Annotated in this window: 12 protein-coding genes; 11 read left to right on the plus strand and 1 reads right to left on the minus strand. The window is 66.9% G+C overall.

All coding sequences use genetic code 11. The annotated features are described in order from the left end of the window. Nucleotides 1-183: 183 nt before the first annotated feature. Together HFK18_RS16300 and HFK18_RS16305 are read left to right on the plus strand one after the other, a co-directional pair. Complete coding sequence (locus HFK18_RS16300; RefSeq protein ID WP_223880159.1) at nt 184-1482, plus strand: replication-associated recombination protein A; 1299 nt, start codon at nt 184-186, stop codon at nt 1480-1482. Nucleotides 1483-1569: 87 nt separating this feature from the next. Beyond that, nucleotides 1570-1971: a DUF805 domain-containing protein gene (locus tag HFK18_RS16305; RefSeq protein ID WP_180167028.1), complete on the plus strand. Its 402-nt coding sequence runs from the start codon at nt 1570-1572 to the stop codon at nt 1969-1971. Nucleotides 1972-2055: 84 nt separating this feature from the next. On the opposite strand, the gene HFK18_RS16310 is transcribed toward HFK18_RS16305, so the two are convergent. Further along, nucleotides 2056-2430, minus strand: a complete 375-nt coding sequence (locus HFK18_RS16310) for a hypothetical protein (protein WP_180167029.1) — start codon at nt 2428-2430, stop codon at nt 2056-2058. A 254-nt stretch (nt 2431-2684) separates the two neighbouring features. On the opposite strand from HFK18_RS16310, the gene HFK18_RS16315 reads away from it, so the two are divergent. From HFK18_RS16315 to HFK18_RS16355, 9 genes are all read left to right on the plus strand, one after another. After that, entirely contained in the window at nt 2685-3713 is a 1029-nt protein-coding gene (locus HFK18_RS16315; protein WP_180167030.1) for an alpha/beta hydrolase-fold protein, read from the plus strand. Nucleotides 3714-3834: 121 nt separating this feature from the next. Next, nucleotides 3835-5214, plus strand: a complete 1380-nt coding sequence (locus tag HFK18_RS16320) for an ATP-binding protein (RefSeq protein WP_180167031.1) — start codon at nt 3835-3837, stop codon at nt 5212-5214. Between the two features lie 50 nt (nt 5215-5264). Further along, nucleotides 5265-6311 carry an ABC transporter substrate-binding protein gene (locus HFK18_RS16325; RefSeq protein ID WP_180167032.1) on the plus strand — a complete coding sequence of 349 codons (1047 nt, stop codon included), beginning with the start codon at nt 5265-5267 and terminating at the stop codon, nt 6309-6311. Further along, nucleotides 6308-7351 carry an iron ABC transporter permease gene (locus tag HFK18_RS16330; RefSeq protein WP_180167033.1) on the plus strand — a complete coding sequence of 348 codons (1044 nt, stop codon included), beginning with the start codon at nt 6308-6310 and terminating at the stop codon, nt 7349-7351. Before HFK18_RS16325 ends, HFK18_RS16330 begins: the two co-directional genes overlap by 4 nt. Then, a complete protein-coding gene (locus HFK18_RS16335; protein WP_180167034.1) occupies nt 7348-8109 on the plus strand; it encodes a heme ABC transporter ATP-binding protein in 762 nt (253 codons plus the stop codon). The genes HFK18_RS16330 and HFK18_RS16335 overlap by 4 nt, the downstream gene beginning before the upstream one ends. A 69-nt stretch (nt 8110-8178) precedes the next feature. After that, nucleotides 8179-8928: a hypothetical protein gene (locus HFK18_RS16340; protein ID WP_257216271.1), complete on the plus strand. Its 750-nt coding sequence runs from the start codon at nt 8179-8181 to the stop codon at nt 8926-8928. Between the two features lie 382 nt (nt 8929-9310). Further along, the gene (fusA, locus tag HFK18_RS16345) at nt 9311-11353 is read left to right on the plus strand and encodes an elongation factor G (RefSeq protein WP_180167036.1); all 2043 of its coding nucleotides are present in this window, start codon (nt 9311-9313) and stop codon (nt 11351-11353) included. 237 nt (nt 11354-11590) lie between these two features. Continuing rightward, complete coding sequence (locus HFK18_RS16350) at nt 11591-11863, plus strand: hypothetical protein (protein ID WP_025877210.1); 273 nt, start codon at nt 11591-11593, stop codon at nt 11861-11863. Nucleotides 11864-11974: 111 nt separating this feature from the next. Further along, on the plus strand, nt 11975-12730 hold the full coding sequence (locus tag HFK18_RS16355; RefSeq protein ID WP_100554115.1) for a SapC family protein: 756 nt from the start codon (nt 11975-11977) through the stop codon (nt 12728-12730).

Below are 12730 nucleotides of genomic sequence, written 5' to 3' on the forward strand. Positions count from 1 at the left end.
CTTTTGATCTGCCGGCCAGCGGCCGGCACTACCGATCCTGATCCGCCTCGCAGGGCCCGGCACTACCGCCCCAGGTAGGTGCCAACCTTGGTTGGCACGCTCTCGCGGTACAATGAGCACGTGCCAAGACATCGCTCCACTTCATTCCCCGGACCCGATCTGCTGAGTGTCGATCGGGAACACATGCGCCCGCTGGCCGAGCGCATGCGCCCCCGCACCCTGGACGAAATGGTCGGGCAGAAGCGTCTGCTCGCGCCGGAGAGCGCGCTGCGCCGCGCGGTTGAATCCGGGCGCGTGCATTCGATGATCCTGTGGGGGCCGCCGGGCTGCGGCAAGACCACGCTGGCGTTGCTGCTGGCTGAATACTCCGACGCCGAATTCCGTGCCATTTCCGCAGTGCTGTCCGGCCTGCCGGAGGTGCGCCAGGTGCTGGCCGAGGCGGCGCAGCGCTTCGCCGAAGGCCGTCGTACCGTGCTGTTCGTCGACGAAGTGCATCGCTTCAACAAGGCGCAGCAGGATGCGTTCCTGCCGCATATCGAGCGCGGCACCATCCTGTTCGTTGGCGCCACCACCGAGAACCCGTCGTTCGAGTTGAACTCGGCGCTGCTTTCGCGTTGCCGCGTGCACGTGCTGGAAGGCGTCTCGCCGACCGACATCGTTGAAGCACTGGAACGTGCGTTGGGCGATCGTGAGCGTGGCCTCGGCGAGGAACATATCGAGGTTGCGCCGGAGCTGCTGCTGGAGATCGCCACTGCGGCCGATGGTGACGTGCGTCGTGCGCTGACCCTGCTGGAAATCGCCGCCGAACTGGCGGGCGGGGAGGGCGGTCGCATCACCCCGCAGACCCTCACCCAGGTGCTGGCTGACCGTACCCGCCGCTTCGACAAGGGCGGCGAGCAGTTCTACGACCAGATCTCGGCGCTGCACAAATCCGTGCGCAGCTCCAATCCCGATGCCGCGCTGTACTGGCTCACGCGCATGCTCGACGGCGGCTGTGATCCGTCGTATCTGGCACGCCGGCTGACCCGCATGGCCATCGAAGACATTGGCCTGGCCGACCCGCGCGCACAGAGCATGGCGCTGGAAGCGTGGGACATCTACGAGCGGCTGGGCAGCCCGGAGGGCGAGCTCGCCTTCGCCCAGCTGGTGCTGTACCTGGCCAGCACCGCCAAGTCGAATGCCGGCTATGCCGCCTTCAACCAAGCCAAGGCCGATGTGCGCGACAGCGGTACCGAAGAAGTGCCACTGCACCTGCGCAATGCGCCGACCAAGCTGATGAAGGAGCTGGGCTACGGCGCCGAGTACCAGTACGACCACGACGCCGAGGGTGGCATCGCGCTGGATCAGACCGGTTTCCCCGATGCGATGGGCGAGCGGGTGTACTACAACCCGGTGCCGCGCGGGCTGGAAATCAAGCTGAAGGAAAAGCTGGACCGGCTGCGTGCCGAGCGCGAGGCGGCGCGGGCGGCCAAGGGCGCGTAGCCCGCTTCGCTTCATGCAAGGTTTCTCATTGCCCCGCCCACCAGCATTTGGCAGACTGCGCGGCCCTGTTTTTCAAGGAACGATGCCGTGCAGGAAATGATTCTGCCGTTGAAGCGCTATGCCCAGTTCGAGGGTCGCGCCAATCGCCGCGAGTACTGGATGTTCCAGCTGTTTCTGTTGCTGGCGGGAACTGCGGTGGGCTTGATCGCGCTGACGGTGGCGCTTGTGGCTGGCCTCGTCCTGGACGCCGATTCCAGCTGGATGGCCGGAATCACGATCGGGGCACTGGCGCTGGTGGGTTTGCTCTGGCTGGCCACGATCGTGCCGCTTATCGCAGTGACTGTGCGCCGCCTGCATGACTGCGGCCAGTCCGGCTGGCTGTATCTGCTGGCCCTGGTGCCGGGTGGTGGCCTGGTGATCCTGATCTTTGCGCTGCTGCCAGGCACGCCGCAGGACAACCCGTACGGCCCTGTGCCTACTGGCCCCTGAGGTCGCCAACGTCGCCTCATGCAACGAAGCCGGCTTTGAGCCGGCTTCGTCGTTTCCGCGCTGCTGTCAGCGGTGCCGGACCGATTACTGCAGAACGCAGTCGCCCAACGCCAGGTAATCCGATCCCGAGCTGAACTGCAGCGTGCAGCTGGCGGTGAAGGAGACGCCTTCCTCCATCGCTGCGAGCTTGGCGTTCTGCTCGTCATCGGAAGCGGTCAGGCGGGCCAATACTTGGCCATCTTCGTCGCCCGCCTCAAGGACCGGCTCGCCCTGCAGGTTGCTGGAAGCGCCCAGACTCACCGCCGTGAACTGCACGGTCTGGTTGAGCTCTTCCAGCCCGAGAGAGGAATAGCCAGCCTCTTCATAGGCCGAATACAGCCCGGCAAGGCTTGGCGCGGCGTGGCCGGCCAGCGGAGCGAGGAGGCCAACGGCAAGTGCGATCAGTACTTTGTGCTTCAAGGTGTTCTCACAATCATGGGATCCGATCCCATGGGGGTTGTGGAGCTGATGGGGGCCAGGCAGGCACCCGCGGAGGCGGGGCGATTCCTGCGCCCCGATGGCGGGAAAAGTAGATGAACACGGACTTCCGGCGCAAGCGCTGGCGCGCGCGTGATACACAGTGTGACGTTTGATCGATGTGATAATCATTCGCGTTTAAGGTAGACTGCGGTCCCTTGTGAACCGGTGGCCGTGTGCCGCTTTCGCCGTCACTGATGAAGTCTTCCGTCCTGCCACCGCGCCGTGGCCCGCTGGTATCCGGCCTGGCCGCCTTGATGATGGGCCTGCTCCTGGCTACCCCGTACGCATACGCGCAGCAACGCAATCCGCTGCAGAAGATGGGCCAGACCGTGCTCGATGAGCCGGCGGTCAGCTACCGCTTCGAGCGTTTCGTGATCGACAGCCCCGACCAGCAACGCCGCTGGCGGGTGAATGTCGCGATCCCGGCCAAGGCCTCGAAGACCCCAGCGCCGGTGCTGTACGCGCTGGACGGCAACGCCGTGGCAATGGTGCTGGACCAGCCGTTGCTGGCCGAGCTGGCCGCACGCAAGGCGCCGCCGGTGCTGGTGCTGATCGGCTACGACAACGACCTGCGCATCGATTCGGCCGCGCGCACCCGCGACTACACCGCGTGGATCGATCGCGCCGATGATGAAAGCGGCAAGACCCAGGCCGTTGGCGGCGGCGCAGCGGCGTTCCTCGACATGATCGAGCGCCGCATCAAGCCCGAAGTCGAGCGCCGCGCGAATATCGATCACCAGCAGCAGGCGCTGTGGGGTCACTCGCTGGGCGGCCTGTTCGTGCTCAGCAGCCTGTACACCCGTCCGGCCGCCTTCCAGTACTACCTCAGCGCCAGCCCGTCGTTGTGGTGGAGCCAGGGCGCGCCGCTGGGTGATGCCGAGCAGCAGTTCGTGCAGAACGCACACGGTCAGCCCGCGAAGGTGTGGCTGATGCTCGGCGGTGCCGAGCGCGTCGGCGACCGCGGCAAGCGCGACATGAGCAATCCGCGCGTGGTCGCGCATCTGCGCCGCATTGGTGGCGCCACCCCGGATGCGGCAATGCAGCTGTCCGAACGCCTGGGCAACGTGCCGGGGCTGAGCGTGCAGTACCGCGAGTTCCCCGGCCTCGGCCACGGCCCGATGCTGCCCGCATCCTTCCACGCGGCCCTGCATGAGCTGTATGGCGTGACTGACCGCAGCGCCGGTGACGGCCAGCCAACCGGTGGTGACAACGCCGCCGAATGAATCCCTCGCACGGCAGTGCCGTGCGACCCCACTACCCAGGCGGACTGTCGACGTGCAGCGGCCAAGGCAACCGATGAATCCCGCGCCACGAGGCGCGGCCTACGTGTGCAAGGAGCCTTTCATGTCGTTCCGTCCGTCTTTCCGCCTCACTTCCCTGGCCGCCGGCCTGCTGCTGGCAGTGACCGCCACCGCACAGCCGGTGTTCGACCAGCCGGCCAGTGCCACCTTCAAGGGTCAGGTTGTCTCACGCGGTGAGAACGTGGTTCCCGGCAGCACCGCCGATGTCACCGGCCGCGGCTTCGTACCGGGCCAGCAGGTCAGCCTGCTGCGCGGCGATACCGTGCTCAACAGCCAGCCGGTGGTGGTCGATGCCGATGGCAACTTCAAGACCCAGCTGGCCATTCCGGCCGACGCGGTGCCGGGCACCCACCCGGTGGTGGTGCGCGCCAGCCAGCCGGCCGCCGCAGCCGTGCTGAAGCTGCGTGTGTCGCCGCAGTTGCCGCTGTCGGGCCAGGCGCAGTTCGCCACCCAGTCCAACAAGCTGGTGCCGGGCCTGTACCAGTCGGCCTACAGCGCCGCCAGCAACGCAGTGTTCGTGACCTCGGCCGTCGGCCGCCCGCCGGTCACCCAGTCGCAGCTGCTGAAGCTGGACCCGAAGTCGCTGAAGGTGACCAAGGCCATCACCCCGGCACAGGTGCCGGGCAGCACCAACGGCGCAGTGTTCGCGGTGTATGGCGTCGGTGTGGATGATGCCAATGGCAACGTGTGGGTCAGCAACACTCGCCAGGACACCGTGGCCGTCTATCGCCAGGCGGATCTGTCGCTGGTGCATCAGTTCCCGGTCGGCACCGTACCGCACGCTCGCGACGTCGTGGTCGACAGCACGCACGGCAAGGTGTTCGCCTCGGCCACTGGCGAAGACCATCTGTCGGTATTCGATGCGAAGACGCTGAAGGCGCTGGAGCCGATCACCCTGGCCTCAGGCGTGGACGACGAGAAGTTCGTGCCGATGAGCCTGGTGCTGGATGAGCCCAGCGGCAAGCTGTTCACGGTCAGCATCGGTACGCCGGAAGCGGCGGTGATCGATGTGGCCAGCGGCAAGGTCGACAAGGTCATCGACCTGGGCAATTCGATCAGCGCCTCGGGCGTGGCCTTCGATGCCCAGCGCAACCGCCTCTACGTGGCCTCGCAGGGCACTGACAACCTGCTGATCGTCGACGTGGCCAGCGGCAAGGTCATGCACGACGTGCCGGTCGGCGCCGGTGCACTGAACGTGGCCTTCGATGCGAAGAGCGGCCTAGCCTATGTCACCAATCGCGGCGCAGGCACGGTCACCGCGGTTGATCGTGATGGCAAGGTGGTCGGCAACCTCGATGGCGGCACCTTCCCCAATCACGTCCGCGCCGATGGCAAGGGCAATGTCTTCGCCGTGAACAAGTCGCGTGGCGCTGAGGATCCGAAGGGTGATCGCATCACCCGCATCAGCCTGCGCCAGCCGTAAGCCACAGGGCAGGGCGGCACCCCGTCGCCCTGCCAGCAAGGAGAACCTGCATGAACATCGCTTCCCGCCTGCGCCTGTGCGCGCTCCCGCTTGCCGTTTCACTGGTGCTGGCCGCCTGCGGCGACAAGGCACCGCCGTCTTCGGGCAACCCCGACACAGCAGCGCCGGCTGCCGCTACCGCCGAGGCCGGGGCACTTCCCGCAGGCTGGCAGCGGGTGGCGGGCAATGACGTGCCGACCCTGCCGGGGCAGCAGGCGGTGTTGCCGACCAAGGTCCAGTCCGACGATGGTGCCGGTGTGGAAGTGGATGACACCAGCCGGATCATTGCCGGCGGTGACGACATCATCGCGGTGATCGAGGCGCTGGGACTGGGCAAGCAGGTGTTCGCTGCGCCGACCAACACCACGACTCAGGCAGGCCTGGCCGCGCCGCACCAGTTCCTGTTCAACCGCACCACCGGTGTGGAGGGCGTGCTGAGCCTGCAGGGCTCGCTGTTCATCGGCAACAGCCTGCGTCGCCACACCGAACTGGCAAAGAAGCTGCGCGAAGTGGGCGAGCCTGCGGTAGTGATCGATGACCTGCAGCCGGCACCGGACAAGGTGCGCAAGATTGCCGCCGTGCTTGGCGTGGCCGATGCAGGGCAGACCCTGGCCACCCAGGTGCAGCGTCAGCTGGATGAGGCTGCTGCTGTCGGCAAGGGCCTGGGGCATGCGCCGCGGGTGATCCATGTGTCGGCGACGGGCGCAGGCGGTGCGCCGACCGTGGCCGGTGCCGACAGCGCGTCGGCCAAGCTGATCGCGCTGGCCGGCGGCATCAACATCGGCACCGAGGCCGGCGTGGCCAACTATTCGCAGCTGAGCAACGAAGGCGTGGTCGCGGCGGCACCGGAGGTGATCCTGGTGACCGAGCATGACCTGCAGTTGTTCGGCGGTGCCGAGGGCCTGTGGAAGGCCTACCCGACGCTGAAGCAGACCCCGGCCGGACAGGCCAACCGGGTCTGGGTGATGCCGGATGCGCAGCTGAAGTACGCCAGCATCGGTTCCGGTGCGGGCGCGTTGGCCCTAGCCAAGGCGCTGGCGGCGCTGCCGAAGGCATGAGTCCTGTGGATCGACGCCGCCGTCGCGGGCGGGCGATGTTGTTGATTGCGCTGGTCGCGCTTCTGGGTGCGGTGCTGGCGTCGTTCGCCGTGGGCCCGCTGCGGCTGCCGCCACTGGAAGTGATGCAGGCGCTGGCGGTGAAGTTGGGCCTGCTCGATCCGCAATCGGTCAGCAGTCGTGACCTGGCCGTGGTGTGGCAGCTGCGCATTCCGCGTGCGCTGCTGGGGGCCATGGTGGGCGCGGCGCTGGCGATGGCCGGCGCCAGCCTGCAGGGGCTGTTCGGCAATCCGCTGGCCGATCCGGGCATCGTCGGTGTCAGCCAGGGTGCTGCGCTGGGCGCGGTGGCGGCGATCGTGCTCGGTGCCGCGGGTGCAGCCGGCTGGCTGGTGCCGGTGGCGGCGTTCGGCGGCGGTGCCGCCGCGATCGGGCTGACCTACGCGTTGGCCCGGCCGGGCAAGGGTAGCGGCAATGCCACGTTGTTGCTGGTGGGCATTGCGATGGCCGCCTTCTGCTCGGCCCTGATCGGTTTCCTCACCTACATCGCCAACGAAAGCGAGCTGCAATCGCTGGTGTTCTGGCAGATGGGCTCGTTGGCGCGGGCGAACTGGGCTGATGTGGTGGCGGTGCTGCCGCTGTTTGCCATCGGTGCGTTCGCGCTGCAGCGCCTGGCCACGCCGCTGGACATGCTGGCGCTGGGCGAGCGCCAGGCGCAGCACCTGGGGCTGGATGTGGCACGTACACGGCGCCTGCTGGTGGCGTTCAGTGCACTGTTGGTTGGCTCTGCCGTGGCATTTGCCGGTTCGATCAGCTTCGTAGGGTTGGTGGTGCCGCACGTGGCACGCTTGCTGGTTGGCCCCGGCCATCGCTGGCTGCTGCCGTTGTCAGGCCTGCTGGGTGCGCTGCTGATCGTGGTGGCCGACACTGCTGCACGCACATTGGACCCGCCTGCCGAGATTCCGCTGGGCCTGTTCTCTGCCGCGCTGGGCGCGCCGTTCTTCCTGTGGCTGGTGCTGCAGCAGCGTCGCAAGGCAGCCGCATGAGCGCTTTTCTGCAATTGCGCGACGTGGTGGTGCGCCGCCAGCAGCGCGAGATCCTGCATGGCATCACCCTCGCATTCCAGCCCGGCACGGTGACGGCGCTGGTGGGGCCCAATGGCGCCGGCAAGTCCACCCTGCTCGGTGTGGCGGCCGGCGATCTGCGCGCCGACGGTGGCGACGTGCATCTGCACGGGCGCCCGCTGCGGGACTACAAGGCCGGGCCGCTGGCACGCGAACGTGCGGTGATGCCGCAGGAGCACGGCGTGCGCTTCGCCTTCAGCGTGGAAGAAGTCGTGGCGATGGGGCGCCTGCCGCATCCGCCGGATCCGCAGGTGGACGATGCGCAGGTGGAAAGCGCTATCGATGCTGCCGAACTGCAGGCACTGCGACTGCGCGAAGTGCAGCAGCTGTCGGGCGGTGAATCGGCGCGGACCACCTTCGCCCGCGTGCTGGCGCAGGACACGCCGTTGCTGTTGCTGGATGAACCCACGGCTGCGCTGGATCTGCGCCACCAGGAGCGCACCCTGCGCAGCGTGCGTGTCTGTGCCGAAGCGGGCGCGTGCGTGATCGTGGTGCTGCATGACCTCAACCTGGCGGCCGGCTACTCCGATCGCATCGTGCTGCTGGAGCAGGGCAGGGTGGCCGCTGACGGCACGCCTTCGGAGGTGCTGACTGAAGCCAACCTGCGGCGCGTCTACCAGCAGGACGTGGTGGTGCTGCAGCATCCGCGCCGCGGTGTGCCGTTGGTGGTGGTGACCTGATGCGGTAAAGCCGCGCAGAGCGGGGAGAAGTATCATTGGCGGTTCGTTTTTCTCAACGGAATGACCCCCATGAAATACATCCTCCCGCGCGCGACACTGCTGGCTTCGATCATTGCTGCATCATGCACGGCGCACGCCGCTCCCATCCGCACGGTTGTGCTGGACAAAGTGGCTGACCAGGCGACCTCGGTCGAAATCCGTCATGCGAAGGGTGCCGGCGCCGCCTCCGATCTGTTCACCACGCACTACTACACCGGTGGCGCGATGCTGATGGCCTGGGGCAATCAAAGCGTGCTGCTGCTCTGCAAGAAGTCGGCGTATCTGAAGCTGCCGGGCATGAAGCCTGCGGCCAGTGAACTGCCGCTGGAGAAGCGGCAGATGATCGGCTACGAAGCAATGATGGCGGGCTACGGCGGCATCGCCGCCGTGGGTGGACTGGTGGATGGCAAGATCGAAGTTGCCGATGACGGCAGTGAAGTGCGCCGCCAGGCCGAGCGGTCGTGGGCCTATGGCGTTGAACGCTACGACGTGATCAGTCAGCGCATGCCCAATGGTGCGCTGCGCGTGCGCGCACTGAAGACCGCCACGGTGAACAATGCAAAGCCGTCGAAGCCGGGTGACACCTTCAGTACCGAAGACGACCAGGCGGCCCGCCTGCGTGAGCTGGGTGCGGTGGGCAGCTGGACCGAAGTAACGATCCACGACACGCCCCGTCGCGGCGAGATCAACGCCGCCTTCCCGCTGAAGGACTGGGTGTCGGTGACGGGGGATCACGCCGCGACGGTGGGTGAGGCGCGGCGTATCAACGGCTGCGAGTGATCACTTTTGAGAGGTCGCCGCCTCATTGCGCCTCATCGTTCTATTCATGTGCGCAATATTCACTTGCGCGCCAGATTCACAGGTCTAGAATGCGCCGCATGAACCGGATGCCGCTCCTGAAGTTTTTCACCCTGACCCGCGCAAGCGCGGAACGGGCGTGTCTGCCTGGAGCCCCACGAGGCCGCTGATCGCGGCCTTCGCTGGACCATCCACAGAGCGCCCTCCGGGGCGCTCTTTTCGTTTCCGCCTTCCATCCCTCAACCCGCTCCACCGCAAGGAGAACGTGCCATGCACCAGATCGCCGAGACCGAACGTCAGCCGCACACCCTGTAGCCAACCGGGGTGTGCGGCCCCCGAAGTTGGCCCAGCAGGAACCCATCTCATGAACACCAATACCCAGACTCTGTCGCGTCTTCGCAACCTCGGCATCATTGCCCACATCGACGCTGGCAAAACCACCCTTACCGAACGCCTTCTGTGGAAGACCGGCGAGATCCACCGCGTCGGCGAAGTGCACGACGGCAACGCGACCACCGACTTCTCGGCGATCGAGCGCGAGCGTGGCATCACCATCGGCGCCGCCGCCGTGCACGCGCAATGGGCGCCGCGCGATCTGCCGCTGCATCAGCTGACCCTGATCGACACCCCCGGCCACATCGACTTCGCCATCGAAGTCGAGCGTTCGCTGCGCGTGCTCGACGGTGCCGTGGCCGTGTTCTCGGCCGTGGACGGCGTGCAGCCGCAGTCGGAAACCGTGTGGCGCCAGGCTCGCCGGCATGGCGTGCCGTTGATTGCGTTCGTCAACAAGATGGATCGCATCGGCGCCTCGTTCGAGCGCGTGCTGGAACAGCTGCAGGACAAGCTGCGGGCGCGACCGTGGGCGCTGGGTATGCCGCTGGGCAGCGAAGGTGACTTCCATGGCTGGGTCGACCTGGTCGATGGCCGCGTGCTGCACTGGCAGGACGGTGGCGCGGCGACGGTGACGGCCTGGAGCGACGCCGAGCGCGCGCAGTGGCAGCCGCAGCGCAATGCGCTGGTCGAGGCCGTGGCCGACCATGACGATGTGCTGGCAACGGCGTGGCTGGAAGGCCGTGACATCGACGCGGCGATGCTGCGCGCAGCGATCCGCCGCGCGACGTTGGCGGGTGCCGGCGTGCCGGTGCTGGCCGGTGCCGCGTTCAAGGACAAGGGCATCGAAACGCTGCTGGATGCAGTGGTCGATTACCTGCCGTCGCCGTTGGATCGTCCTGCCGTTACCGCTGAAAGCGAGGGCGGCGACGTCCTGCTGCCGCCGGACCCGGACGGCCCGTTGGCGGGCCTGCTGTTCAAGATCACCCACCAGCAGCACGGCGCCTTGAGCTTCGTGCGGCTGTACTCGGGCACCTTGAAGGTGGGCGACAACGTGGCCAGCTCGCAGCACCCGCAAGGGCGCCGCATCAGCCGGCTGGTGCGCGTGCAGGCCGACCAGACCCAGGACATCGGGCAGGCCGTGGCCGGCGACATCGTTGCGGTGCTGGGCTGGAAGGATGCGGTCAGCGGTGAAACGCTGAGCGGGCGAGGGCAGCCGTTGCGTCTGGAGAGCATCCAGGCGCAGGCCCCGGTGCTGGCATGGCGGTTGGAGCCGGCGCGTGCGGCTGATCTGATCCGTTTGGCGCAAGGTCTGGCCAGCCTGGCCCAGGAAGATCCCTCGTTCCGGGTGGAAACCGATCGCGACACCGGTGAAACCCTGGCCTGGGGCATGGGCGAGCTGCACCTGGAAGTGATGGTCGAGCGCCTGCGCAGCGAATGGAAGCTGGACATCGGCATTGGCGCGCCACGCGTGGCTTACCAGGAGACGCCGCAGCGTGCCGTTGAAGGTGTGGTTGGCCGATTGGTCAAGCAGACCGGTGGCCAGGGCCAGTTTGCACACGTGGTGCTGGATGTGGCGCCGCGCGACGACGGCGAGGTTGTGTTCAATGACCGCATCGTTGGTGGCGTGGTGCCGCGCAACTTCATCGCTGCGGTGGAGAAGGGCGTTCGTGCCGCGCTGTCGGAAGGCCCCCAGGGCCATCCGGTGGTCGGCATCGAGGTCAGCCTGGTGGATGGCCAGACCCACGCGAAGGATTCGTCGGAGATGGCGTTCCACCGGGCAGGCAGCGAGGGCATCAAGGCCGCGCTGGCGGCCAGCGGCACGCAGTTGCTGGAACCGGTGATGGCGGTGACGGTGCATTCCCCGTCCGCCTCGGTGGGTGACGTGGTGGGCGATCTGAATCGTCGCCATGGCCGCGTGGCCCGCATCGACGACCAGGACGGTCGCGCCGAAGTCAGCGGTTTCGCGCCGCTGGCGCAGCTGGTCGGTTACACGACCTCGCTGCGTTCGCTGAGCCAGGGACGGGCCAGCAGCGAATCGCATCTGCATGGCTACGAGCCGGTGCGTGCGTCGTAAGGAAGGAGCAGGGGAGCCCGTTCGCGGGCTCCCTTTTTTGCGTATTGGCGGGGGCTCATCCACGCATGGCGTGGATCTACCCAAGGAAGTAGATCCACGCCATGCGTGGATGGGTGCCCTCCGTGCGCCACGCACTTGCACTGCATTGCAACAAAACTGCAGAAAAAGCTGGATTAAAGTGATGCCTCACGATAAATTGCGCACCCCCCGTTGCTTGCCGCCGCCCGCACCCTGCCCATGCGTGATGACAATGATCCCGGAACCCTGGAGCTGACCCTGCCGCGCAAACGCGGTCGGCCGCCCAAGTTCGGGTACGCAATGAGCGACGCGCAGCGGGCCGCGCGCTATCGGGCGCGGCGCGCAGGGCAGGCCAATCACGCTGATGTGCGGCATTGCAGCGACATGGTCCTGCTGGACAAGATCCGCGCGGCGGTCAGTGCGCGCGACACCGAACTGGCCGGCTTCCTGGTCCACGTTCTGTGGCAGCGTTACCCGTTGCAGCTGAAATAAGTCGGCCGCGGGGTGGCCGTTGTCACCTGCCTTGTTGATAATGCGGGATTCAGGTTGTTCCCGCTGGCGCGCCCGGGATGGCAGGCGCGCATGATCGACATGGTTTCCACGATGACCACCACCAGCGACACCACCACCGAAGCTGCGCCGAGCAGCGCGCCCTTGTTCTACACCCGTCCGGTGCCGCTGCAGGCAGACCTGCACGCCGATCTGCGCATCCTGCCGGGCAAGCTCGAATTCGCTGCCAGCAGCAACTCGATCCCGCTGGTGCTGGGCGAATTCTCGCTGGCGCTGCACCACTTCCCGATCCTGTTCGCAGGCCCGAGCGCGGTGCCGATGGCCGCCGTGGGTGTGACCACCGACAACCTGTTCATCACCGATGGCCTGTGGGACGACGAGACCTACATCCCGGCCTACCTGCGCCGCCATCCCTTCATCTTCATCGACACCGGCGCGGACAATGACTTCCTGCTCGGCATCGATGAAGACAGCCCGCGCGTTGTCCGTGGTGGCGAAGAAGGCCAGCCGCTGTTCGTCGATGGCAAGGCTACCGACATGGTGCAGCAGGCACTCGAGTTCTGCGGCCAGTTCACCCGCGAACACGAACAGACCCAGGCGTTCTCCAAGGCGCTGGTCGACAACGGCCTGCTGGTCGAGCGCAACGCCACCGTGCGCTTGCCCGATGGTCGCGAGTTCAACCTCAACGGCTTCTTCGTGGTCGACGTGGAGAAGTTCATCGCGCTTCCGGACGCGACCGTCGTCGAATGGCACCGCAACGGCTGGCTGGCGCTGATCCACCAGCACCTGATGTCGCTGGGTCGCTTCAACGACCTGACCCGCCGCCAGGCGGGCCGCAACGCCGCCTGA

Origin of the sequence: Stenotrophomonas sp. SbOxS2, from assembly GCF_013416715.1 — a bacterium.
Classification (GTDB): domain Bacteria; phylum Pseudomonadota; class Gammaproteobacteria; order Xanthomonadales; family Xanthomonadaceae; genus Stenotrophomonas; species Stenotrophomonas lactitubi.